The following is a 22,235-nucleotide window of genomic DNA, read 5'->3' on the forward strand; positions in this document are numbered from 1 at the left end:
GTCTGCGGTGGTGGCTCGCCCCGTGATCGGCGACCCCGCCAGGCGGGCCTCGAAAATTCGAAGCAGCTTTCGTAGTTCTGAATCTAGTGACGGTGCCTCGCCCTCGTCAAGGCGACCTCACTCAGGAGGGAAGGTGCTCAATACTTGAAACGTGCTTCGGCTATCGGAAGCCCGGCCGCTATCATCAGAGTGATCGGACGGACACAGAGGCGGTGGAATGACCAGCAACGACCGGTACTCGCGGACCTTCGACGTGCTGGAGCTGCTGGTCGGCCGCCCGGACGGGATGACCGTCACCGAGATCTGCAAGCGGCTCGGCCTGCCCATCAGCAGCAGCCACAACCTGCTGCAGCGGATGGTCACCGCCGAGGTCGCCACCGTCACCGAGGACCTGCGGTACTCGGTCGGTCCGCGCGCGGTACGGCTGGGCATCCGGATCGTCGACGGCCTCGAGGTGCGGGCACTGAGCCGGCGGCATCTCCAGGAGCTGGCCCGGGAGACCGGGGACGACATCTACCTGGCCGTGCCCTTCGGCCGCCGGGTCGCCTACGTAGACCGCTTCCCCGGCTCACGCCCGGTCACCGTGGACATCCGGCTCGGCCAGTCGCTGTTCCTGCACGCCACCTCGGTCGGGAAGTTGTTCGCCGCCCACGACCGCCAGCTGCGGCGCAAGCTGTTCGCCGGCGAGCGGCCGCGGCTCACCCCGCACACCCTGACCGAGCCCGAGGAGGTCGAGCGCGAGCTCGACAAGATCGTGGCGGAGGACTATGCGGTCAGCAACGAGGAGGCGATCGTCGGGGTCGTCGGCTTGGCCGTGCCGATCCGCGCCGACCACGACGCCGTGGTGGCCGCCATCCACGTCTCGGCGCTGAGCAACACGATCACGCCCGAGGAGCAGCAAAACCTGCTCCGCGCCGCGCGAACCACGGCCAGGGCGATCGAGCGCGACCTCGGCCGCGTCCACTCCGAGGGCGGGACCCGGCCGGGCGTGGCCACCAAGCAGTGATCGGGCACGCCCCGGCGGCGGGTCCGGCTCGACCGACTCCGCTACACAGGCGGGTGGGTTTCCGCTGGGAGCGGAACCGCTGCCGCTGGACGCCGGACCGGTGTCAGGATGCCGGTATGGCGGACGTTCTCCCCTTTCACCAGAACCGTGGCCCCGCGCCGGATCGCGAGCCGGAGCCGCTGTGGCGTGAGGTGCTCGGCCGGAGCCTGCGCGCGATCAGGCAGGAGCAGGGTGGCCGCCTCGTCGACATCGCGGAGCGGGCCGGCATCTCGCCGCAGTACCTGTCGGAGATCGAACGCGGTCGCAAGGAACCCTCGAGCGAGATGATCGCCGCGGTCGCCGGTGCGCTCGGCGTCGACCTGGCCGGCCTGCTCGCCGACATCGCGGGCGCCGTCCGGCAGCGGCGCGGGCCGCGTCTCGAGGTCGGGCGCCGGCCTGCGGGACCGGTGCTCATGGCCGCCTGAGTCCGCGGTTTCAGGTTCGGCGTTCAAGGATCTGGTCCGCGAGGCCATAGCCGACGGCACCCGCCGCGTCGAACACGCGGTCCCGGTCGGTGTCGTGCCGCAGGGCCGCGACGTCGTGACCGGTGTGCGCGGAGAGGATCTCCTCCAGCTGGGTGCGCACCCGCACCACCTCGTCGGCCTGCAGGATGAGGTCCGGGATGGTGCCTCGGCCCTGCGCCGCAGGCTGGTGCAGGACCACCCGGGTGTGGGGCAACACGGCACGGTGCCCGGCCTCGCCCGCGGCCAGCAGCACCGCGCCGGCCGCGACCGCCTGACCCACGCACGTCGTCGCCACCGGCGCCTTGATGAAGCGCATGGTGTCGTAGAGCGCGAGCATCGCGGCCGGGTCCCCTCCCTCGGAGTTGATGTACAGGTTGATCTCCTGTTCCGGGTTGTCCGCCTCCAGGTGCAGCAACTGGGCGATCAACGCGTTCGCCACCCCGGAGTCGATCGCGGTGCCGAGGTAGACGATCCGCTCCGACAACAGGTGTGAGTAGACGTCCATGATCCGCTCGCCACCCGCACTGCGCGTGATGACGTTGGGGATGGTGTAGGTGCTCATGCGCGGGCTCCCGTCGATGAGCCGAGCCCCAGGGCGTGGGTGCGCACGGGCACGACCTGCTCGAGACTGTCGACGACGTGGTCGAGGAAGCCGTACTCGCGTGCTTGCCCGGTGGTGAACCAGCGGTCGTGCAGCGAGTCGGCGAAGATCCGGTCGATCGGCTGGCCGGTGTCCTCGGCGATGATCCCGAGCACCGTGTCCCGGGTGTGCCGCAGGTCGTCGGCCTGCACCTCCACCTCGACCGCCGATCCGCTGATCCCCGCCGAGCCCTGGTGCATGAGGATTCGGGCGTGGGGAAGGGCGAAGCGTTTTCCCGGTGTGCCCGCGGACAGCAGGAACTGTCCCGCGCTGCACGCCAGCCCCAGCGCGAGCGTGGCCACGTCGCACGGCACGAGCCGCATCACGTCGCGAATTGCCAGCATCGCGGGCACCGAGCCACCCGGCGAGTGGATCCACAACGCGATGTCCTTCCGGGGATCCTCACTCGCGAGGGACAGCAGCTGGGTGGCGAGCACCGTCCCGTTGTCGTCGTCGAGCACGCCGTCGAGGACCAGTACCCGCCGGCTGAAGAACCGGTCCCGCAGCCGGTGGTCGAACAGCGGCTGCTTCTCGTCGTTGGTCATGCCCCGACAATGCCGCCGCCCCCGTGCGGTGCGCCGGTATCTCTGCTGTCAGCAGATCAGCCCTCAGCAGGCCGGGACCTATCTATCGCGGGCGAAGGACCGGCCGTCGCCACTGTCCGGAGGTGGTGGGAGTACGCCCCGCAGCCGAACCCCGGCGCTTCCGGCTGCTCAGTCGTTAACAAACGGAGGTTCCCGTAACAGGCGGTTGTTCCGGATGAAACTGATCGGAAATAGCTCCTGGCTGTACTTGTCCTCATCAGCGACAGTACCCGCGAGGAGGGCGTTCGGTGTCTCATCCACTCGATGGCCGGCATCACTCCGTACTTGTGATCGGCGGCGGGCAGGCCGGGCTTTCGATGAGCTACTGCCTGCGCGCCCGGGGGATCGACCACCTGGTGCTCGAGCGCGACGAGGTCGGCCACGAGTGGCGTGACCGGCGCTGGGACATGTTCTGTCTGGTCACGCCGAACTGGCAGTGCCAGTTGCCGGGATTTCCCTACCGCGGCGGCGATCCCGAAGGGTTCATGGGGCGCGCGGAGATCGTCTCCTACGTCCAGGAGTACGCGCGGACGTTCGGCCTGCCGGTCGTCGAGGGCGTCGGGGCGACCAGGTTGCGCGTCACCCCGCACGGGTTCCTCGTGCGCACCTCACAGGGCGACCTGACCGCCGACCAGGTGGTCGTCGCGACCGGGCCGTACCAGGTGCCGCTGATCCCGCGGATGACCGAGCGGCTGCCGGAATCGCTGGTGCAGCTGCATTCCTCGCAGTACCGAAACCCCGGGCAGCTGCCCGCGGGTGAGGTGCTGGTGGTCGGCACAGGGCAGTCCGGCTGCCAGATCGCGGAGGACCTGCACCTCGCGGGCCGGCGCGTTCACCTGTCCGTCGGCAGCGCGCCGCGGGTCGCCCGGCGGTACCGGGGCCGTGATGTCGTGGCGTGGCTCGACGAAATGGGCTACTACCGCAGGGGGATCGACGAGTTCGCCGACGCCGACGCAGTCCGGTTCCGTGCCAACCATTACGTGACCGGCCGTGACGGCGGGCACGACATCGACCTGCGCGCGTTCGCACTCGAGGGCATGCGGTTGTACGGCCGGCTGTCCGGTATTGACAGTGGGTTTCTCCGGTTCCGGCCGGACCTGCGCAAGAACCTCGACGCCGCCGATGCCGTGTCAGAGGGCATCAAGAGTTCCATCGACGCATACATCGCCGAACAGCGGATCGGCGCCCCGGCCGAGGAGCGGTACACGCCGGTCTGGGAACCAGACGCGGATCCGGCTGAACTGTCGCTTTCGGACAGTGGGATCACGTCGGTGGTGTGGAGCACCGGCTTCGGTCGCGACCACCGGTGGATCGACGTCCCGATCTTCGACGGCCGTGGCTACCCGACCCACGACAGAGGCGTGACCAGCTGCGAAGGGCTGTATTTCCTCGGGTTGCCCTGGCAGTACACCTGGGGTTCGGGCCGGTTCTGCGGGGTGGCGGCCGACGCCGAGTTCCTCGCCAGCAGGATCGAGCTGTTGTACCGGGGCGGCAAGAGCCACGAGGTCCGCTGGCTCGCCGGCGTCCCCCGCGGCAGCTACGAAAACGACGACTGGGTCGCGCCGCGCACGGTCGCCTGACCTTCTCCGAAACCCGAGGACATTCCATGGTATTCGACGCCCATCGTCATCTCGGCGTGCTGCCGGCGTACCCGTTCTACGGTGGCCCGCCCGTGCACCCGGACAGCAGGGCCCGCGCCACCATCGCGGAGCTGATCGCCGACCTCGATGCGGAAGGCACGGAGCGGGCGCTGGTCATCCCCAACTACGGCGTGCCGGGCACGGACGTTTCCTTCGCCTTCAACGAACTCTGCGTCGAAGCCGCGCAGACCGACGACCGGATCCGTGCCGGGCTGTGGGTGTCTCCGCTCCCGGGCGACCGTGACCGCACCGAGAGAGCGCTTGCGCTGTCTTCGGAGGCGGGCGTGAGGGCGTTGAAACTGAGCTTTCTCCTCGGCGGGCGCGCGAGCGACCCCGCCTGCCGCCCGGCGCTGGACCGCATCTTCGAGGTGGCGCGCGAGCGCGATCTCGTCGTGCACGTGCACACCTCGCCCGGCGCGGCCTCGGACATCGACGAGGTCGGCAATCTCGTCGAGTGGTACGGCGATTCCGTCGCCGTGCACCTGGTGCACTTCGGTGGCGGCATGAGCGGTCACATCAAGCTCGCAGGTTCCCGGTTCTTCGACTGGATCGAAGCGGGGAAGCGGGTTTACACAGACTTGTCGTGGGCCATCGGGTTCGCCCCCCGATGGCTGGCGGAGGAGATCTCCTGGCGGGGCATCGGCCACGACCGGATCCTGTTCGCCAGCGACGAGCCCTGGGGCGACCGGGAAGGGGAGTACGCCCGGATGCGGGCGGCCACCGCCGGCGGTGAGCTCTCCGAACTGGTGTTCCGGGAGAACTTCGAAAAACTCTACGGCTGAACAACAGAAATCGAAGGAGCTGGCATGCCCGAGTTGACCGACCTGGAGCAGAAGAGTCTCGACGAGATCCCGCACCCCGCGCTGCCGCAAGGGTCCACTCTGTACGGGGGGACGAAAATCTTCCCGGACTACAAGGCGGAGAACGGGGAGACGTATTTCACGCTGGTCCACGGTATCGCGCACGAGTCGTCGGTGAGCTTCGTGGCGATCCTGCAGGCGACCCGAGCACTGCGCAAGGGTTTCGAGACGGCGATCTACTTCTATGGTCCCGGTTCACTGAACTGTCTTGCCACCCGCGGCTTCCCCACGACGGGCAACGCGGCGTTCCCCGGCGAGATGAACATCAACGACCAGCTCAAGACGTTCATCGCCGAGGGCGGCAAGGTGTACTGCTGCCGGTTCGGGCTCTCGCTGCACGGCGCGCGGGAAGAGGACCTGATCGAAGGCGTGATCCCGGCGCATCCGCTCGACGTGCAGGACGCCTTGATCCACTACGCCCGCAAGGGCGCCATCATCAACTCGACCTACATGTTCTAGGGGAGCCGCAGTGCGCGTTGGCACCGAGCAGAACTCTTTCGAAGCCAGGGTGGATGTTGCCGTCCGCGGCGTGCGCTGGGACGCGCCCGTCCAGCGCAGCAAGGGCGCCGGTCCGAGCGACGACGGCCATCTTGTCGTCGACGGTGCCAACGCGGCGCTGCCGCTCGATCCGGACAGCCCTTACACCGTGCGGGAAGGACGCGTCTACGACGGCCGCATCGACCTCGGGTTGACGGTGGAACCCGTGGCCCGGCCGAACTTCTATGACCTGAAGACGGCGGACGGTGTGCCGTACCGGCAGATCGCGCTGTTGCACGGCCGGGACGTGCTCGCCACAACCGTCGTGCAGACCTGTATCAGGTACGCCGAGGACCAGCGCTGTCGCTTCTGCACCATCGAGGAGTCCCTGCGCGCCGGCTCGACCATCGCCGCGAAGACCCCGGCGCAGCTCGCGGAGGTGGCCGAGGCCGCCGTCCGGCTGGATGGGGTCAGGCAGATGGTGATGACCACCGGCACCACCGCGGGTCCCGATCGGGGCGCCCGCCATCTCGTGCGCTGTGTCCGAGGGGTCCTCGAAGCCGTGCCGGGGTTGCCGATCCAGGTGCAGATCGAGCCGCCGGGCGATCTGGCGGTGCTGACGGAATTGCACCAGGCGGGCGCTGTCTCGGTAGGCATCCACGTGGAGTCCCTCGACGACGAGGTGCGCCGCCGGTGGATGCCGGGCAAGTCGACAGTGCCGATGACGGAGTACGAGGCGGCCTGGGACGAGGCGGTGCGCGTGTTCGGCCGCAACCGCGTATCCACCTATCTCCTGATCGGCCTCGGCGAGGACCCGGACGAGCTGGTGGCAGGCGCGGGCCGGCTCATCCAGCGCGGCGTGTACCCGTTCGTGGTGCCGATGCGCCCGATGCTCGGCACCCTCGCCCGCCGCGACGGCGCGAAGGCTCCGTCCGTGACAGTGGTCAAGGACGTCACGGAACGCGTCGCGGCGTTGCTTCGAGCGGCGGGCATGACGGGCGCCGACCAGGTCGCGGGCTGCGCGGCGTGTGGCGCGTGTGGTGCCCTCAGCGCGGCGGGAGCCTGACGTGCGCGACGTCCTGGCACTCCTCGGCGACACGGTGAGCGTGCAGCGCGAACCGGCTTTTCACATCGAACAGGCCGACGACCGCGCGACGGTCGCCGCGTACCACGCGTTGCGCAGGCAGGTGTTCGTCGACGAGCAGGCCCTGTTCACGGGGCACGACCTCGACCACCACGACGAAGACCCGCGCACGGTCGTCCTCGTCGCCCGTGAGCGAGCAGGCACCGTCGTCGGCGGCGTCCGGCTGCACCCGGCCACGGACGGCCCCGACCTCGGCTGGTGGCTTGGCGGCCGCCTCGTGGTCGCACCCGCCGCGCGCGGACGGCTGACGGCGCCGCACGCGGCGCTCGGCAGCCTTGACCGTGTCGGGCCCGCGCTCGTGCGGGCAGCGTGCGCGTACGCCGAGAACGCAGGCGTTCTGCGGTTCGATGCCGCCGTCCAGGCCCGCAACGAAGCCATGTTCCGCAGGCTCGGCTGGCACCGGGTTCGTGCCGTGACCGTCGCGGACACCCCGCACGTGCTGATGCGGCGGTCCATCGGCCGCGTCCAGGCACTCGCGAACGCGACCAAGCGCGACCTCGGACCCCTGCTCACCGGCCTGACCGGCATCCCGGGCTTCGTCGGTGACGACGGCGTGCCCGTGCCGGGCAGCGATCTTGTCGCGGCGTGCGACGCGATCGTCCCGTCGATGGTCGAACGGGACCCGGACTGGGCCGGCTGGTGCTCGGTCCTGGTCAACGTCAACGACCTCGCCGCGATGGGCGCGGAACCGGTCGGCCTGCTCGACGCCCTCGGCGCCCGCGACAGGTCCTTCGCCAGCCGGGTGCTGGCAGGACTGAGGCGGGCGAGCGAGGCCTATGGCGTACCGGTGCTCGGCGGCCACACCCAGTTCGGCGTTCCCGCAGCCCTGTCCGTCACCGCGCTCGGCCGGTCGGCGCATCCGGTACCGGGCGGTGGCGGGCAGCCGGGCCACGTCGTCCGGCTGACCGCCGACCTGGCAGGCCGGTGGCGGCCGGGATACGCCGGACGCCAGTGGGACTCGACGACGTCCCGCCGGACGCCCGAGTTGCACGCGATGCTGAGCTCGGTCGGCCGAGCCCGCCCGGCTGCCGCCAAGGACGTGTCCATGGCCGGTATCGCCGGCACTCTCGGCATGCTCGCGGAAGCGAGCGGCTGCGGCGCCGAACTGGACGCGGCGCGTATTGCCCGTCCTGCGGGCACGAGTGCGGGCGACTGGCTCACCTGCTTCCCGGGTTTCGCGATGCTCACGACGGACGAACCGGGCAACGGCACCCTCGATGCAGGGCCCGCCGTGTCTGTCGAGTGTGGACGGTTGGTGTCCGGGGGCGGTGTGGCGCTGTGCTGGCCGGACGGGGAGCGGACGGAAGTGCTGGCCGGGGGCGTGACCGGATTGGGAGAGGCATGACCACCTTGCGGATGGCCGCTGTCGCGGCTCCTTTCGATCGGGATCTGGACGGCGATTTCGCCCGGATCGAGCGAATCATCGAGCAGGCGCGTGGCGACGGTGTGGGTTTGCTCGCGCTGCCCGAGGCCTCTCTCGGCGGTTATCTCGCGGACCTCGGCGGGGACGCCGAAGGGCCGCCCCCGCTGGCGCTGGACGGCCCGGAGATCCAGCGCCTGCGCAAGCTCGCCGGCGACATGGTCGTCGTGGCCGGCTATTGCGAGGATGCCGGTGATCGTCTCTACAACAGCGCGGTCTGCGTGCACGGCGACGGCGTGCTCGGGAACCACCGCAAGGTGCATCAGCCGTTGTCCGAGGACGCGAGCTACGGTGCCGGCCAGTCGTTCGCGGCCTTCGACACGCCGGTCGGGCGCCTCGGCACCATGATCTGCTACGACAAGGCTTTTCCGGAATCCGCGCGGTCGCTGGCCTTGGACGGCGCCGAGATCGGGGTGTGCGTCTCCGCCTGGCCGGGCAGCCGCACGAATCCTGCCGCCGATCTCGCGCAGGACCGCTGGAAACGCAGGTTCGACCTGTTCGACCGGGCTCGCGCGCTCGAGAACCAGATCGTGTGGCTCTCGGCGAACCAGTCCGGCACCTTCGGCGCGCTGCGGTTCGTGGCCAGCGCGAAGGTGGTCGACCCAGGTGGCGAAATCGTCTGTGAAACTGGCGTCAGGGAGGGGCTGGCGGTCGCGGAACTCGACGTGACGCAGGCGCTGGCGACGGCTCGGCGGTCGATGGGGCACCTGCGGGATCGCCGCCCGGAGGCGTATCCGGCGCTGGGTGCCGGCGAGGAAGAGCTCGCCGGAACGAGATACTAGGGTTCATGGGCCTCATCCGGATCGGTGCGGTGGCTGCGCACTTCGGTCGCGACCTCGACTTCGACCTGCAGCGCATCGGGACCTTGATCGAGCACGCGCGCCGATCGGGCGTGAGCCTGTTGGTCCTGCCCGACGCCGCATTGGGCGGCTACCTCGCCGACCTCCGCCATCCCGACCCGGACGCGCTCCCGCCGGCTCTCGATGCCGATGGGCCCGAGGTCGCAAAGGTCGCTGCCATGGCCGCGGAAATGGTGGTCTGCCTCGGCTTCTGTGAGGCCGGTGGCGACCGCCGGTACAACTCCGCGGTCTGTGTGACGGGGGACGGCGTGCTGGGGCGGCACCGCAAGGTCCATCAGCCGGTGGGGGAGTCCGCGGCGTACGCGCCGGGCGAGCGCTTCGCCGCGTTCGAGACCCCGGTCGGCCGCGTCGGCATGCTCATCGATTACGACAAGACGTTCCCCGAGGCCGCGCGGTCGCTGGCAGTCGATGGGGCGGAGGTGCTCGCCTGCCTGTCGGCGTGGCCCACGAGCATCACGAACCGTGCCCCGCGGATGGCGCAGGACCGGCAGTCCCGGCTGTTCGATCTGTACGACCAGGCCCGGGCCGCGGAGAATCAGGTGGTACTGGCTTCGTCGAACCAGACCGGCGCCATGGGCGGCATGCGCTTTCTCGGTCAGGCGAAGGTCGTCGGCCCCGGCGGGGATGTCCTCGCCCGCACCTGGGCCAAAGCGGGGCTCGCGGTCGCCGAGCTGGACGTGCAGGCGGAGATCGCGACCGCCCGCCGCGTGTTGAAACATCTCGACGAGCGAAAACCAGAGGTCTACCGAGCATGAGGATCGCGCTCCTGAGCTACTCGACCAAGCCACGCGGCGGAGTGGTGCACACACTCGCGCTCGGGGAAGCCCTCGCGGCCGAGGGCCAGGACGTGACGGTCTGGACGCTGGGCCGAGGCGGTGACAGCGGCTTCTTCCGCCCGGTGGATCCGCGGGTGCGGCTGCGGGTCGTGCCGTTTTCCGAGATCGAGGGTGAGGGCGTCGGCCCGCGGATCCTGCGCTCCATCGACACGCTGCGCGCCGCGTTCGAGCCGGCCGGCTACGACGTCGTGCACGCTCAGGATTGCATCAGTGCGAACGCTGTTGATCGCTGTGTGCGAACGGTCCACCACATCGACCACTTCACGACGCCGGAGCTCGCCGCGTGTCACGAGCGGGCGCTCGTGCGACCCTACGCGCACGTGTGCGTCTCGGCCGCCGTCGCGGACGAATTGGCGCAGGGATGGGGAATCAAGGCCACGGTGATCCCGAACGGCGTCGAAGCCGCGAGGTTCGCCGCCGCGGCATCGCCGGCTGCCGAGCGGCAGCGGCAGCGGTGGCGGGAGCGCCTGGGCCGGTATGTCCTTTCGGTGGGCGGTATCGAGCCGCGCAAGGGATCTCTCGAGCTGCTCGAAGCCTTCGCGTTACTGACCGAGCCGGATGTGCGGCTGGTGATCGCCGGCGGCGAAACCCTGTTCGACTACCGCGAATACCGGGCGCGGTGGGAAAAGCGCGCGGTCGAACTGGGTGTGTCGCCGGTGGTGCTGGGTGCGGTGGCTCATGACGAGCTTCCGTTCCTGGTGGCGGCCGCCGGTGCCTTCGCCTTCCCGTCGAGAAAGGAGGGGTTCGGCCTGGCGGCCATGGAGGCGGTGGCGGCCGGCGTTCCGCTGGTGGTAAGCGATTTGCCGGTGCTGCGCGAAGTCTTCGGTGGCGTAGCGGGTTTCGGCTCGGATGCGCCGGGCCTGGCACTGGAGCTCGCCCGGGCCTTGGCGGCTCCTGACCCGGCACGCCGCGCGGCGGGCGAGTCGCTGGCTGGTCGCTACACGTGGCGGGCCTGCGCGAAGTCGCACATTCAGCTCTACCACTCGCTGACCGGCTGAGAGAACACTGACGCCAAGTAGCAGCAGCGGTCAACCCCGCAGCAGGCGGCCCGCACCGGAGATCGCCGGCTCGTGGCCGAGGGACCGCAGCACCTCGTAGGCGGTCGCCGTCGCGGCGGTGACCACAGGCAGCCCCAGCTCCTCCTCGGCCACCTCCACCGCGTCCAGCGACGGCATCTGGACGCACGCCGAGAGCACCACGGCCTCCGCGCCCTCCCGCCGCAGGCCCCGGGCGATGCCGGGCAGCTTGCCGGGATCCAGCCGGCCCACGGCAAGGTTGTCGGCCACCTCCAGCGACACCGCGTCGAGCACCTGCACACCCTCGCCCTCGATGTACTCCCGCACCATCCGCGTCAACGGCGCCATGTACGGCGTCACGATCGCGACGTGGCTCGCCCCGATCGCCCGCAGCGTCCGCACGAGCGCGCCCGCGCTGCTGACCACCGCCGCCGGATGGCCGTTGCGTTCCGCCGCGTCCCCGATGGCCTGCTCGGACTCCTTGTGCGCCCCCGGCCCCTGCGCCATCACCGCCACGAGGCACGCATACGCGATCACGTCGACATCCGCGTCCGACACCGCTGTCGCGCACTCCGCTGCCTTGCCGACCATGGCCAGCAGCTCCTCGCGGTTGACGTGCTTCATCCTCGCGCGCGCCGAGTGGAACGTGTACCGGTGCCCGGTGCTTTCGCGCTGCCTGCGGAACAGCTCCGGCAGCTCCGTCTCCATCGTCGTGTTCGAGCTCGGCACGATCAGGCCGATCCGGGACGAGTTCACCACTGTTCGACTCCTTTGTCCGAAGTGAGGGCGCGCCAGACCTTCTCCGGCGTCACCGGCAGGCTGTCCAGTTCCACGCCGTGGTCCGCCAGCGCCTCGCAGATCGCGTTCGCGATCGCCGCGCCCGGCGGGATCGTGCCGACCTCACCGACCCCGCGGATGCCGAACGGCGTGACCGGCGACGGGACCTCGGTGTGCAGCAGCTCGACCGGCGGCAGGTCCGCGGCCGTCGGCGGGAAGTAGTCCACCATCGACCCGTTGACCAGCTGCCCGGTCTCCGCGTCGTAGCGCAGCTCCTCCGTGAGCGCGGCACCGAAACCCTGCGCCAGCGCGCCCCGCACCTGCCCGTCGACGATTTTCGGGTTCACGACCGTGCCCGCGTCGTGGACCAGCACGAACCGCTCCACGCCGAACTCGCCGGTCTCCGGGTCGACCGCCACCAGCGCGGCCGCCGTGCCGAACGAGTAGGCCGCGTCGGACGGCTCGAAGTGCGACGTCGCCTCCAGGCCGGGGTCCTCGCCGGGCGGGATGCCCTGGCCGGTGATCGCGGCGCTGTAGACCTCCGCGAGCGGGACCGCCACGCCCGGCTCGGTGCGATGCCGCACGAGCGGACCCGCGATCTCCAGCTCCTCGGGCTGCACCTCCAGCCGGAACGCCGCCAGCCGCAGCGTCTTGCGCGCCAGCTGTTCCGATGCCTCGCGGATCGCGCCCGCGGCGGCGATCATCGTGCGCGACGCGAACGAACCGGTGTTCAACGGTGACGCGGCCGTGTCGCCGACGTGCACCGTCACCGCGTCGTAGTCGGTGCCGAACACCTCGGCCACCAGCTGCGCGAACGCCGTCTCGCTGCTCTGGCCGATCGTCGACACTCCCGTGTAGGCGTCGATCCCGCCGGACCTGTTGGCGCGCAACGTGATGCTCTCGTGCGCGCCGAACTGCGAGCCGCGCTTGGCGAGGAAGCGCGAACTGGCGTACCCGGTGCGCTCGACGAACGACGAGAAGCCGATGCCCACCAGCCGCCCGTCCGCGCGTGGCCGCCGCGGTGCCGCCCGGTGCTCGGCCCAGCCGATCCGCTCCGCCGCCATCCGCAGGCAGCGCTCGTAGTCGCCGCTGTCGTAGACCGCGCCGGCCGGGTTCACCCACGGCAGGTCGGCCGGCTTGAGCATGTTCCGCGCCCGCAGCTCGACGGGGTCCATCCGCAGCCGCCGGGCCAGCCGGTCCATCAGCCGCTCGTACGCGAAGTTGACCTCGGGCTGCCCGTAGCCGCGGTACGCGCCGACCGGGGTCTTGTTGGTGAGCGTGACCCGGCGCTCGGTGTAGCCGTCCTCGACCTTGTAGGGACCGTTGAAGACCACGCTGGACAGTTGCGCGGACCCGAACGGCGAGTTCCAGCCGCCGATGTCGGTGGCGTAGACGTCGGTCATCGCGAGGATCCGCCCGTCCGCGTCCGCCGCGATCCGGTAGTCGTGCACCGACTCGCGGCCGTGCGTGCTGGCCCGGAAGTGCTCACCCCGGTCCTCACTCCACTTGACCGGGCGGTGCAACGCCATCGCGTGCAGACACGCCAGCACGTCCTCGGGGAACACGCCGAGCTTGAGCCCGAAACCACCGCCGACGTCCGACGCGATCGCGCGGACCTCGCTTTCACGCAGCCGCAACGACTCCGCGAGCTGCTTGCGGATCAGGTGCGGCACCTGGGTCGAGCAGTGCACGGTCAGCTCCCGTGCGCCGGGCCGCCACTGCGCGACGACCCCACGGGTCTCCATGGGCAGCGCCGTGACCCTGCCGATCCGGAACCGGCCTTCGACGACCACGTCCGCTTCGGCGAACCGTGCCGCCGGGTCTCCTCGTCCGTCCGAATTGGACGCGAGCAGGTTGGACCCCAGCACCGACGGGTGCAGCACCGGCGCATCGGGCTCCAGCGCCGCGAGCACGTCGACGACGTGGGGCAGGGGTTGGTACTCGACGTCGACCAGTTCGAGCGCGTCCTCCGCCAGGTGCCGGCTGGTGGCGACGATACTGACCACCGGCTGCCCCTCGTGCGTTGCGACGTCCTGGGCGAGCGCATAGTACGGCAGCCTCGGTGCGCCGGGCACCGGGCGCAGCACGCCAAGCGGCTCGCTCAGCCGCTGGACCTCAGGCCCGGACAGCACGTGCTGGACACCTTCGAGCCGTTCGGCGGCGGAGGTGTCGACCCGCACGATCCGGGCGTGCGGGTACGGGCAGCGCGCCACGGCCATGTACAGCACCCGGGCCGGGTCGACGTCGTCGGTGAACTGCCCGTCGCCGCGCAGCAGCCGCTCGTCCTCCTTGCGGGCCACCGAGACACCCAGTGCGCCGGGTCTCCTGCCGGCGGTGCGTTCCGGTGAGCTCTCCAGCGTCGTCATGCCGTCCTCGCGCCGTCGGCCGTTTCGTCCTCCCGGGCCCCCTGCGGGTGCTCGGCGAACCACCGCTCGATAGCCGTTACGACGTTCTCGTAGCCGGTGCACCGGCACAGCACGCCCGCGATCTCCTCGCGGATCTCGGCCCGGCACGGCCGCTTCCCCTGGTACGCCAGTGCCGTCGCGGTCATCAGGAAGCCGGGCGAGCAGAACCCGCACTGCAGGGCGTGCTCCTCCTTGAACGCCTGCTGCAGCGGGCTGAGCCGGTCGTCCTCGGCCAGCGACTCGACGGTCCGCACGTGCCGGCCGTCGAGCTGGCAGGCGAGCATGAGGCACGACTTGACCGCCTCGCCGTCGACCATCACCGTGCACATGCCGCACGAGCCTTGCTCGCAGCCGACGTGGGTGCCGGTGAGGCCGAGGTGCTGGCGCAGGAAGTCCGCCACGTGCAGCCGGGCCGGGACGCTCGCGTGCACGAGCTTCCCGTTGACCATGGTCTCGACCTCGACGTTCATCGTTTCTCGGCCGGGCGCATGTCGGGCACGGTGAGCTCGCCCGCGTCGACGATGAGCTCGTCGTCGAGGTACAGCGAGCAGCCACGCATCGGGATGTCGAAGTGGCAGGGGGTGTCGTTGGGTCCGCCGAGCTCGTTGTTCGGGCCGATGGAGAACATGACGTTGCCGTAGAAGCTGCGCAGCTCCATGCCCATGCCGCCGGGGAACTGGGTCAGCCCGTGCCAGTGTGCGCGCTCGTCGAGGCCCCAGCCGACGTGCGACATGCCGTAGCCGCGGGGGTCGTGGAACGACTCGATGTAGCTGCGCAGCAGGTCGGCGTCGAGGCCGGAAGAGCCGGAACCGCCGCGGATGTCGCGGATGAAGCCCTGTTCAATGGTGAGCTCGACCGGGGTCTGCACGTAGGTGTTGAACGGCAGCAACACGTCGCCCGGTGCCAGGACGATCTTGCCGTCCACGCCGTCGTCGGCGCCGCCGGTGAACACGAATGCCGCAGGCCAGTGGTCCCACCGGCCGGGCTGGTCGGTGTAGCCGTACTCCGACAGCGTCGGGTAGACGCCGAGGCGGTAGCTGACGTCGGTGCCGAGCGGGCTGGTGATCCGCATGGTCTGGGCCTTGGCGAGGATCTCGGCGGCGATCTCGACGCGCCCGCGCAGCTCCTTCGTCGGCATCAGCCGGGCCAGCAGCGGCACCGGCTCGACAGCGCTGAGGATGCGGGTGCTGGCGCCCTGGATTTCGAACTGCTCCTTGCTGAACAGCAGGAACGTGCAGTCGACCACCATGTCGACGCTCTTGAGCGCCTCCACCGCCAGCCTGTTGCCCTTCAGCCCGGACTCGCCGACCGCCCACGCGCCGGAGGAGCCCGACGGCGAGGGAAGGCGCAGGTGGAACGTCTGGGCGCCCAGCTGCTGCGCGGCCCACAGGAAGGCGTCGGCGTACTCCGCGCGCTCGCCGCCCTGGGTGAGCACGGCGACGGTCTCGTCCTCGTGCACGCCGGACAGGGTCAGCTGGCGCAGGCAGATCTCGTTGAACAGGTTCTGGTCCATGGGGTTGCTCTCCTATCGCTGGCGTGCCGCGAGCAGGTGCGGCCGGACGGTGTCGAGGAAGCCGGTCAGGTTGTCCCACGGCACCATGTGGCCGGCCGCGGGAACGCTCAGGATTTCGATGTCGGGACGGCCCGAGCGCAGGTCTTCGGCGGCGGCGGCCGGGACGACGGGGCTGTCCCCGCCGCGGACGAGCAGGACCGGCGCGGTCAGCCGGGCCCAGTACTCGAAGAAGTCCTCGCGTTCGAAACCCTCGTGGGTCTCCAGCACGGCGGTCTCGTCGCACGAGGCCAGCACTTCGGCGCGCAGCCGCAGTTCGCGCTCCGGCCACTTCGGGTAGAAGCGGCGGATCTCGTCGGCAGTCGTGCCGCGCTGGGCTTCGTGCAGCTGTTCCAGGAAGGACTCCCGGGACGTCGGGTACGGCCCGCGGCCGGGGCCCGACGTCGGCGGGTCGACGAGCACGAGCAGGCCGTGGTCCCGCGGGGCGTGCCGCACCGCGTAGGCGGCGGCGATCCGGGCGCCCATCGAGTGCCCGACGACGACCGGCCGGTGCAGGCCGAGCGCGCCGACGAGCCCGGCGACGTCGGCCGCGTAGTCGGTGAGCCGGTACTGCCCCGACGGGGCCCGCTCGGTCTCGCCGCGACCGCGGGCGTCCGGGACCGTGACGCGGTAGCCCCAGTCGGCGAAGAGCACCGCGAGGAAGTCCGCGGTGACCGCCGGGCTGGTGATCCCGGGCAGGACGAGCAGGTCGGGGGAGTCCGGCTCGCCGTAGCGCAGGACACGGTGGCGCAAGCCGTTGGCTTCGGCGAAAACACTTTCCCCGGCAATGGCTGTGGTCATCGGTCCTCCTCCGGCAGCTGTCCGGTCGCCCACTCCAGCAGCGCCGCGACGGGTTCGCGGGCGGCGGGGACCCGGACACGGCCGGCCATGTAGGTCAGCTTGGCGATTCCCTTGTCCCGCGAGCAGCTGCCCGAGGACACCCAGCTCGCGGTGAGCCCGGCGAGGGTTTCCAGGTAGGACAGCGAGTCCGCGGCCTGGACCTCGTCGGCGCCGTTGAGCCCGCCGACCTCGTGCAGGCCGACGAGCCTGCGCACCTCGGCGATGTCGAGCGAAGCGGTGTCGAGACCGGCGAGCCAGAACCCGACGATCTCGGCCGAGCGGAGCATGTGCGGGTACAGGTAGAACGGGCTGTCCCAGTCGGTCGTCGCGTGGTCGAGCGCCGGGCCGCCGGGGAACATGCGCTCGATGTCGTGGGTGAGCGCGGCGATCCGCAGCTCGGCCGGCGCGTCCGGCACCAGCCAGACGAGCCAGTCGCGGGCCCGCGCCAGGTGGTGGGCCTGGTTGTAGGGCCGGACCCACTCGGCGGCCAGCGCCTCGGTCCCGCTCGCGGCGGGCACCTCGGGCGCGGTCCAGGGCAGTACGGACGTCATCGGCGCGACCTCCGGAAGCTCCTCGCGAGCGTCGCGAGGCTGACGGCCACCGAGACCGCGCTCAGTGCGGCCACGACCTTCGTCCACGGATCAGCCGCGGCCACGGGGGTGGGTTCGGCCACGGTGGACGCCACCGGGGTGGCGACCGGAGCCGCCGCGGTTTCGCCGCCCAGCGCGGTCTCGAGGTTGCGCGAGAACGCGCCCGTGACCTTGCGCGCCTGCTTGGCGACCACCTTCTGCCCGACGCTGCCGAGCGCCCCGGCGAGTGCGACGTCGCCTTCGACGATGACCGTCGTGCGGTCGCCCGCGGGCTCCAGCTGCACGTTCACCGTCGCCCGGACATTGCCCATCGCGCCGCGGACCGTCTTGCCGGTGGCGGTGAAGGCGATCAGCTTCTCCGGCACCCGCTCGACGATCTTGATCGAGGCGGCGAACGTCGCGGTCATCGGGCCGACGCTCTGGGTGACCCGCACGTCGATGTCCTCCGGACCGCGCATCGTCAGGTCCTCGACCCCCGGGACACAGCCCGCCACCCGCGCGGGCTCGTCGAAGAAGGTCCAGACCTCGGCCACCGGCCTGCCGACCTGGAACTCCTCACGCAACTTCATGGATTCCTCCTTGGGCTTCGCGCAGCTCGGTGAGCACCCGGCGCACGTACACGGGCACCAGGTGGCGGCGGTACTCCGCGGAAGCGCGGACGTCCGTCGGCGGGTCGACGACGGTCAGTGCCGCCTCGGCGGCGACCGTCACGTCGTCGTCGGTCAGCCGGCTGCCCTCGAGCGCCGAGGGGGCGAGCACGGGGCTGTCGGCCACGCCGCCGAGAGCGAGGCGGACGCCGTGCCAGGTCCCGTCCTCGTCCCGGTTGCCGGTGGCGACCGCGCTGATGACCGCGAAGTCGTTGTGCTTGCGGCAGAACTCGCGGAACGCGAAGTGCTGCGGATGGGCCGGGAACTCGACCGCGACGACCAGCTCGCCGGGGTCGAGCACGGTGGCGTACGGGCCTTCGTAGAACTCCGCCAGCGGGATGCGGCGGGTACCGGCGGGCCCGGCGGCGACGACCACCGCGCCGAGCACGAGGCACGCCAGCGGCAGCTCGCCGGTCGGGTCGCCCTGCACGAGTGCGCCGCCGACGGTGCCGCGGTTGCGCACCTGCCGGTCGCCGATGTGCCGGACGATCCGGGCGAGCAGCGGCAGCCGCTCGGCGACGAGTGGGGAACGCTCCACGGTGGAGTACCGCACCAGCGCGCCGAGGACGGTCCGGTCGCCCGCTGGGAGGATGTCGTCGAGGTCGTCGATGTCGTTGATGTCGACGAGCGCGTCCGGCCGCCACAGGCGCATGTTCAGCATCGGGACCAGGCTCTGGCCCCCGGCGAGCACGCGGGCGCCACCGCCGTACTCACCGAGCCGGGCGACGGCCTCCGCCACGGACGTCGGCCGGTGGTACGCGAACGGAGCAGGCTTCATGCGCCCGTGCCCCGGCTGCCGCGAGCCACGCCCACCCCCGCGAACCGCGCCAGCACGTGGTTGACGGCGGACTTCCGCTCACCGACCAGCTGCTCGGCCCGCCGGCGGCTCCACACCGTCTCCGGCCGCACCTGCAACACCCGCACGTCACCCCGTTCGCCGACGGCCCACTCGACGTCCTGCGGGCCGCCGCGGTGCTGTTCGATGCGCTTGGCCAGCTCCGCGAGCGCGCGGATCTGGTCGTCGTCGAGGCACGGCGACTCCTGCCGGTCCGTCTCCACCGGCACCAGACCGACCGCCGCGGCCGCCGGGTCGAACCCGAACTTCGACTCCTGCCGGGCCACCTCGCGCCGGATCACCTCGAAGGTCACCTTGTCCACGACGTAGCGGCTGGGCGTGATCCCGCCGCTCACGACGCCTTCGCCGAGGCCCCAGCAACCCTCGATGACCACCTTGGACCGGTCGCCGGTCACGGGGTCGAGGGTGAACATCACCCCGGCCGCGCGCGCCTGCACCATCTGCTGCACCCCGACGCAGATGCCGAGGTCCGCGGTGAGCACACCGGCATCGGCGTCCGGCCGGTAGGTGAGCACCGCCGCGCCGAACATCCCGGCCCAGCAGCGGCGGACGTGCCGCAGCAGGTCCTCGGCGCCGCGGATCCACAGGAAGGTGTCGTACTGCCCGGCGAAGCTGGCACCCGCGAGGTCCTCGGACTCGCCGCTCGACCGCACGGCCACCGGCAGGTCCTCCTGTCCCGCACGGCGTTCCAGCTCCGCGTAGGCGTCCCGGATCTCGCGCTCGAGGTCGGCGGGCAGGTCGGCGTCGTCGATGGCGGCGGCGAACTCGGCGCTGATCCGCTGCACGTCCGCCAGGTCGGCGCCGCCCGCCTCCGCACGGACCGCACGCGCCCGCTCCGCCAGCCCCGCCGACTCCAGGAAGTGGCGGTAGGCGGTGGTGGTGATGCCGAACCCCGGGGGCACCTCGAAGCGCGCCGCGGTCATCTCGGCCAGGCTGCCGAACTTGCCGCCGAGCACGCGGTTGCCGACGGCGCCGGGGTCGTCGAGCCACAGGACGAACCGGGAAACGGCGGGGGTCATGCCTGCGCCTCCTCGACAACGCGGACGACGCCGGTGTTGCCGTCGACCTCGATGAGCTGTCCGGTTCGGATGGTCGTCGTCGCGAAGCCGGTGCCGACGACCGCGGGCAGGCCGTACTCGCGGCACACGATCGCGGTGTGGGCCATGATCCCGCCGACGTCGGACACCGCGGCCGAAAGCCGCGAGAAGACCGGCGCCCAGCTGGGCGCGGTGATGCGGCAGACCAGGATCTCCCCGTCCTGCACCAGGTGCAGGTCCTCCGGGTCCACGATCACCCGGGCGCGGCCGGTCGCCTTGCCCGCGGACGCCGCGACCCCGCGCAGCTCGCCGCCCTCCTCGCCCTTGGCGCCCAGCCACTCCTGCACCGACTCCTGCGTGATGCCCCAGAGCATCACGGTCAGCGGTTCGGTGATGAACTCCGGCGGCACGCCGAGCGCGGGCTGCGGCGGGTGCGCCTTGAGGACGTCCCGGATCCGCTTGCGGCGCGCGATCTCGGGGCGCCAGTAGGTGACGCCGCGAGCCTCCGTGCCGGTGGCCCAGCCGATGTTGAGGTCGTACAGCGCCGAGTAGATCTCGTTGCGGTGCAGGTAGAAGATGTCCTCGCGGTCGTCGAGGAAGTCGTGTGCGACGAACACGTCGCCCAGCTCGCGCACCTTCGACCAGAACAGCGAGTGGTGCCAGTGCTCGACGTAGAAGTTGTGGTTCTCGACGAACGGGAACACCTTGCGGGCGAGCTCGACCAGCCCGTCGAACACCTCCTGGTCGGCCTCGGTGGGCAGGTAACCGCGGTACTCCGCGGTGATCCGGGTGCGCTCGGCGAGGATCTCGTCGAGCGGGCGGCGGATGTCCGCACCGCCGAGCAGGCTCTTGACGTATCCGCGCAGTGCGGTGAACGGCAGGCGCAGGTCGTCGATCCAGGCCCGGTCGCTGTGCGTGTAGCCGGCACCGGTGGAGAACCAGAACCACGGGTCCTTCGCCCCCTCGAACGCCTCGATCCACTGTGGACCGTTCGGGTGCGCGGCGATGGCGGCGAGCACGTCGTCCGGGTTCTCGCCATCCAGCACGAGGTCGGCCAACTCCAGCTCGACGGCGAGCTTCGCCAGCCCGCGCACCTCGTCGTCCGGGCGGAACAGCATGATGTCGATGCCCGACACCATGGCCGCGAGCGTCTGGTCGGTGATCCCGGGGAAGGCGGCCTGGCAGAACTCCTGGAACGTCAGGTACGCGCCGTACCCGAGGTTGAGCATCTCGAAGTGGTACGAGCCCATCTCGAACAGGTTCGCGGTCAGCTCGCCGTATTTCGTGAGCAGGTCGTACGTGGAGTACGTGCCCTTGTGCCGCAGGACGCTCTCCAGTGGCTCCTGCTCGGGCAGCGGGGCGAAGTGGATCGCCTTGAGCCGTTCGATGCAGCCGGTCGCCTTCGCCACCCACTGCTCGTAGATCTCGTCCCAGTTCTCGTAGTAGTGCCCGGCGCGGAGGGAGAACTCCTCGGCGCGGCGGGCGATCTCGTCGGGGTCGGTGACGGCGTTGGGGCTGATGTAGAGGTAGCCGTTGATGATCCGGTGGTCGATCCCGCCGGCGGGCGGTACCGGCCACACCCGCGTCGACATCTGGCTGGCGGCGACCCACCAGTTCTCGGTCATGATCGTGTCGAACGGGTAGAGCGGCTCCGGGTTGTGCATCCCGTCGAAGAACCAGAACTTGCCGTCCTCGAACTCCGCCCGCTCCTGGCTCAGCAGCGCGTAGTACGGGTACATGCTCTCCCAGCCTTCGGCGCCCGGCGGCGTCTCGACCGCGAAGGGGCTGGCGAAGCGTTCGCCGGGTACTGCCTGTGCCGGTCGCGTGCTGGGATTCGGGTCAGTCACGGTCATGCGTGCGCCTCCGCCTCGGCTGTGGTGGTGGGAAGGGTCCCGAGGTAGCTCAGGACGTCGTCGAGGTCGACGACGTCGCCGTACTTCTGGTCCATGTCGAAGAGGTTCGCCTCGTGCGGGCCCGGCGCCCGGTCGGCGACGCAGTCCCGCGGCACGAGCACCGGGTAGCCGTACTGCACGGCGTCGACGACCGTGGCCCGGACGCAGCCGCTCGTCGTCGCGCCGGTGACGACCACCGTGTCCGCCCCGGCCGACGTGAGGTACGCGGCCAGCGCCGTGCCGAAGAACGCCGACGCGCCGGTCTTGACCACCAGGTGCTCCTCCGGCCGCGGTGCGAGCCTGCCGTCGATCTCCACCAGCCTGCTGCCGAGCGTCAGCGCCGCCATGCCGGTCGCCTTCCGCAGCCACGCGAGCGTGCCGACCTGGCCGGGGTCGTAGGCGATGGTGGTGAACACGACCGGCAGGCCGAGTTCGCGAGCCCGGCCGAGCAGCCGCGCGGTGGCCAGCACGGGCCCGGTCATGTCCGCGCCCGTCGGGTACGCGCGGTCGGTGAACCCGTAGGAGAAGTCGACCACGATCACGGCGGGTCGCGCGCCTCGCGGTACCCGGCGGCCGAAACCGGCTTGGTCGTAGACGCGTGCGGTCGAGGACGGGGTGTCCACCGGCGGCTCCCTTCGTTGGAAAGCTCCACCAGT

At 70.8% G+C, this 22,235-nt stretch carries 23 protein-coding genes; 10 read left to right on the top strand and 13 right to left on the bottom strand.

The window, feature by feature from the left end; genetic code table 11:
• Window positions 1-217 precede the first annotated feature (217 nt).
• The gene (locus tag LWP59_RS17540) at window positions 218-1,006 is read left to right on the top strand and encodes an IclR family transcriptional regulator (RefSeq protein WP_144631952.1); all 789 of its coding nucleotides are present in this window, start codon (window positions 218-220) and stop codon (window positions 1,004-1,006) included.
• A gap of 116 nt (window positions 1,007-1,122) precedes the next feature.
• A complete protein-coding gene (locus tag LWP59_RS17545; RefSeq protein WP_144631949.1) occupies window positions 1,123-1,470 on the top strand; it encodes a helix-turn-helix domain-containing protein in 348 nt (115 codons plus the stop codon).
• Window positions 1,471-1,480: 10 nt separating this feature from the next.
• Here LWP59_RS17545 and LWP59_RS17550 read toward each other — a convergent pair whose 3' ends face one another.
• A complete protein-coding gene (locus LWP59_RS17550; RefSeq protein WP_144631946.1) occupies window positions 1,481-2,071 on the bottom strand; it encodes a ClpP family protease in 591 nt (196 codons plus the stop codon).
• Window positions 2,068-2,694, bottom strand: a complete 627-nt coding sequence (locus LWP59_RS17555) for a ClpP family protease (protein WP_144631943.1) — start codon at window positions 2,692-2,694, stop codon at window positions 2,068-2,070. The genes LWP59_RS17550 and LWP59_RS17555 overlap by 4 nt, the downstream gene beginning before the upstream one ends.
• 287 nt (window positions 2,695-2,981) lie before the next feature.
• Here LWP59_RS17555 and LWP59_RS17560 point away from each other — a divergent pair, with 287 nt between their 5' ends.
• From LWP59_RS17560 to LWP59_RS17595, 8 genes are read left to right on the top strand one after another with little or no spacing between them, the layout of a single operon-like run.
• Entirely contained in the window at window positions 2,982-4,313 is a 1,332-nt protein-coding gene (locus LWP59_RS17560) for an MSMEG_0569 family flavin-dependent oxidoreductase (protein ID WP_144631940.1), read from the top strand.
• 26 nt (window positions 4,314-4,339) lie between these two features.
• Window positions 4,340-5,155 (top strand): amidohydrolase family protein, encoded by an 816-nt coding sequence (locus tag LWP59_RS17565; RefSeq protein WP_144631937.1) that lies wholly within the window; start codon window positions 4,340-4,342, stop codon window positions 5,153-5,155.
• A gap of 24 nt (window positions 5,156-5,179) precedes the next feature.
• Window positions 5,180-5,692, top strand: coding sequence for an MSMEG_0572/Sll0783 family nitrogen starvation response protein (locus LWP59_RS17570; protein WP_144631934.1), 513 nt, complete (start codon window positions 5,180-5,182; stop codon window positions 5,690-5,692).
• A gap of 10 nt (window positions 5,693-5,702) precedes the next feature.
• Window positions 5,703-6,776 carry an MSMEG_0568 family radical SAM protein gene (locus tag LWP59_RS17575; protein WP_144631931.1) on the top strand — a complete coding sequence of 358 codons (1,074 nt, stop codon included), beginning with the start codon at window positions 5,703-5,705 and terminating at the stop codon, window positions 6,774-6,776.
• A gap of 1 nt (window position 6,777) precedes the next feature.
• Window positions 6,778-8,199 carry an MSMEG_0567/sll0787 family protein gene (locus LWP59_RS17580; protein WP_144631928.1) on the top strand — a complete coding sequence of 474 codons (1,422 nt, stop codon included), beginning with the start codon at window positions 6,778-6,780 and terminating at the stop codon, window positions 8,197-8,199.
• Window positions 8,196-9,056, top strand: coding sequence for a carbon-nitrogen hydrolase family protein (locus LWP59_RS17585; RefSeq protein ID WP_144632323.1), 861 nt, complete (start codon window positions 8,196-8,198; stop codon window positions 9,054-9,056). Before LWP59_RS17580 ends, LWP59_RS17585 begins: the two co-directional genes overlap by 4 nt.
• A gap of 5 nt (window positions 9,057-9,061) precedes the next feature.
• Entirely contained in the window at window positions 9,062-9,889 is an 828-nt protein-coding gene (locus tag LWP59_RS17590) for a carbon-nitrogen hydrolase family protein (RefSeq protein WP_144631925.1), read from the top strand.
• Window positions 9,886-10,968 (top strand): MSMEG_0565 family glycosyltransferase, encoded by a 1,083-nt coding sequence (locus LWP59_RS17595; RefSeq protein WP_144631922.1) that lies wholly within the window; start codon window positions 9,886-9,888, stop codon window positions 10,966-10,968. The genes LWP59_RS17590 and LWP59_RS17595 overlap by 4 nt, the downstream gene beginning before the upstream one ends.
• 30 nt (window positions 10,969-10,998) lie before the next feature.
• Here LWP59_RS17595 and LWP59_RS17600 read toward each other — a convergent pair whose 3' ends face one another.
• From LWP59_RS17600 to LWP59_RS17650, 11 genes are read right to left on the bottom strand one after another with little or no spacing between them, the layout of a single operon-like run.
• Window positions 10,999-11,742, bottom strand: a complete 744-nt coding sequence (locus LWP59_RS17600; protein ID WP_456151354.1) for a maleate cis-trans isomerase family protein — start codon at window positions 11,740-11,742, stop codon at window positions 10,999-11,001.
• Complete coding sequence (locus LWP59_RS17605) at window positions 11,739-14,129, bottom strand: xanthine dehydrogenase family protein molybdopterin-binding subunit (RefSeq protein ID WP_144631919.1); 2,391 nt, start codon at window positions 14,127-14,129, stop codon at window positions 11,739-11,741. Before LWP59_RS17605 ends, LWP59_RS17600 begins: the two co-directional genes overlap by 4 nt.
• A complete protein-coding gene (locus LWP59_RS17610; RefSeq protein ID WP_144631916.1) occupies window positions 14,126-14,638 on the bottom strand; it encodes a (2Fe-2S)-binding protein in 513 nt (170 codons plus the stop codon). The genes LWP59_RS17605 and LWP59_RS17610 overlap by 4 nt, the downstream gene beginning before the upstream one ends.
• The gene (locus tag LWP59_RS17615; protein ID WP_144631912.1) at window positions 14,635-15,681 is read right to left on the bottom strand and encodes a M29 family metallopeptidase; all 1,047 of its coding nucleotides are present in this window, start codon (window positions 15,679-15,681) and stop codon (window positions 14,635-14,637) included. Before LWP59_RS17615 ends, LWP59_RS17610 begins: the two co-directional genes overlap by 4 nt.
• Before the next feature lie 12 nt (window positions 15,682-15,693).
• Window positions 15,694-16,518: an alpha/beta fold hydrolase gene (locus tag LWP59_RS17620; RefSeq protein WP_144631909.1), complete on the bottom strand. Its 825-nt coding sequence runs from the start codon at window positions 16,516-16,518 to the stop codon at window positions 15,694-15,696.
• The gene (locus LWP59_RS17625) at window positions 16,515-17,108 is read right to left on the bottom strand and encodes a hypothetical protein (RefSeq protein WP_144631906.1); all 594 of its coding nucleotides are present in this window, start codon (window positions 17,106-17,108) and stop codon (window positions 16,515-16,517) included. The genes LWP59_RS17620 and LWP59_RS17625 overlap by 4 nt, the downstream gene beginning before the upstream one ends.
• A complete protein-coding gene (locus LWP59_RS17630) occupies window positions 17,105-17,716 on the bottom strand; it encodes a CoxG family protein (protein WP_144631903.1) in 612 nt (203 codons plus the stop codon). The genes LWP59_RS17625 and LWP59_RS17630 overlap by 4 nt, the downstream gene beginning before the upstream one ends.
• Complete coding sequence (locus LWP59_RS17635; protein ID WP_144631900.1) at window positions 17,703-18,572, bottom strand: FAD binding domain-containing protein; 870 nt, start codon at window positions 18,570-18,572, stop codon at window positions 17,703-17,705. Before LWP59_RS17635 ends, LWP59_RS17630 begins: the two co-directional genes overlap by 14 nt.
• Complete coding sequence (locus tag LWP59_RS17640) at window positions 18,569-19,669, bottom strand: PEP/pyruvate-binding domain-containing protein (RefSeq protein WP_144631897.1); 1,101 nt, start codon at window positions 19,667-19,669, stop codon at window positions 18,569-18,571. Before LWP59_RS17640 ends, LWP59_RS17635 begins: the two co-directional genes overlap by 4 nt.
• A complete protein-coding gene (locus LWP59_RS17645) occupies window positions 19,666-21,540 on the bottom strand; it encodes a PEP-utilizing enzyme (protein ID WP_144631894.1) in 1,875 nt (624 codons plus the stop codon). The genes LWP59_RS17640 and LWP59_RS17645 overlap by 4 nt, the downstream gene beginning before the upstream one ends.
• The gene (locus tag LWP59_RS17650) at window positions 21,537-22,202 is read right to left on the bottom strand and encodes an isochorismatase family protein (RefSeq protein WP_144631892.1); all 666 of its coding nucleotides are present in this window, start codon (window positions 22,200-22,202) and stop codon (window positions 21,537-21,539) included. The genes LWP59_RS17645 and LWP59_RS17650 overlap by 4 nt, the downstream gene beginning before the upstream one ends.
• Window positions 22,203-22,235 lie beyond the last annotated feature (33 nt).

It is taken from the genome of Amycolatopsis acidiphila, assembly GCF_021391495.1.
In the GTDB taxonomy this organism is placed as follows: Bacteria; Actinomycetota; Actinomycetes; order Mycobacteriales; family Pseudonocardiaceae; genus Amycolatopsis_E; species Amycolatopsis_E acidiphila.

Coding starts and splice junctions, on each gene's coding strand:
- LWP59_RS17540 (WP_144631952.1), top strand. CDS start 218: ATGACCAGCAACGACCGGTACTCGCGGACCTTCGACGTGCTGGAGCTG.
- LWP59_RS17545 (WP_144631949.1), top strand. CDS start 1,123: ATGGCGGACGTTCTCCCCTTTCACCAGAACCGTGGCCCCGCGCCGGAT.
- LWP59_RS17550 (WP_144631946.1), bottom strand. CDS start 2,071: ATGAGCACCTACACCATCCCCAACGTCATCACGCGCAGTGCGGGTGGC.
- LWP59_RS17555 (WP_144631943.1), bottom strand. CDS start 2,694: ATGACCAACGACGAGAAGCAGCCGCTGTTCGACCACCGGCTGCGGGAC.
- LWP59_RS17565 (WP_144631937.1), top strand. CDS start 4,340: ATGGTATTCGACGCCCATCGTCATCTCGGCGTGCTGCCGGCGTACCCG.
- LWP59_RS17570 (WP_144631934.1), top strand. CDS start 5,180: ATGCCCGAGTTGACCGACCTGGAGCAGAAGAGTCTCGACGAGATCCCG.
- LWP59_RS17585 (WP_144632323.1), top strand. CDS start 8,196: ATGACCACCTTGCGGATGGCCGCTGTCGCGGCTCCTTTCGATCGGGAT.
- LWP59_RS17590 (WP_144631925.1), top strand. CDS start 9,062: ATGGGCCTCATCCGGATCGGTGCGGTGGCTGCGCACTTCGGTCGCGAC.
- LWP59_RS17595 (WP_144631922.1), top strand. CDS start 9,886: ATGAGGATCGCGCTCCTGAGCTACTCGACCAAGCCACGCGGCGGAGTG.
- LWP59_RS17605 (WP_144631919.1), bottom strand. CDS start 14,129: ATGACGACGCTGGAGAGCTCACCGGAACGCACCGCCGGCAGGAGACCC.
- LWP59_RS17610 (WP_144631916.1), bottom strand. CDS start 14,638: ATGAACGTCGAGGTCGAGACCATGGTCAACGGGAAGCTCGTGCACGCG.
- LWP59_RS17615 (WP_144631912.1), bottom strand. CDS start 15,681: ATGGACCAGAACCTGTTCAACGAGATCTGCCTGCGCCAGCTGACCCTG.
- LWP59_RS17620 (WP_144631909.1), bottom strand. CDS start 16,518: ATGACCACAGCCATTGCCGGGGAAAGTGTTTTCGCCGAAGCCAACGGC.
- LWP59_RS17625 (WP_144631906.1), bottom strand. CDS start 17,108: ATGACGTCCGTACTGCCCTGGACCGCGCCCGAGGTGCCCGCCGCGAGC.
- LWP59_RS17630 (WP_144631903.1), bottom strand. CDS start 17,716: ATGAAGTTGCGTGAGGAGTTCCAGGTCGGCAGGCCGGTGGCCGAGGTC.
- LWP59_RS17635 (WP_144631900.1), bottom strand. CDS start 18,572: ATGAAGCCTGCTCCGTTCGCGTACCACCGGCCGACGTCCGTGGCGGAG.
- LWP59_RS17640 (WP_144631897.1), bottom strand. CDS start 19,669: ATGACCCCCGCCGTTTCCCGGTTCGTCCTGTGGCTCGACGACCCCGGC.
- LWP59_RS17645 (WP_144631894.1), bottom strand. CDS start 21,540: ATGACCGTGACTGACCCGAATCCCAGCACGCGACCGGCACAGGCAGTA.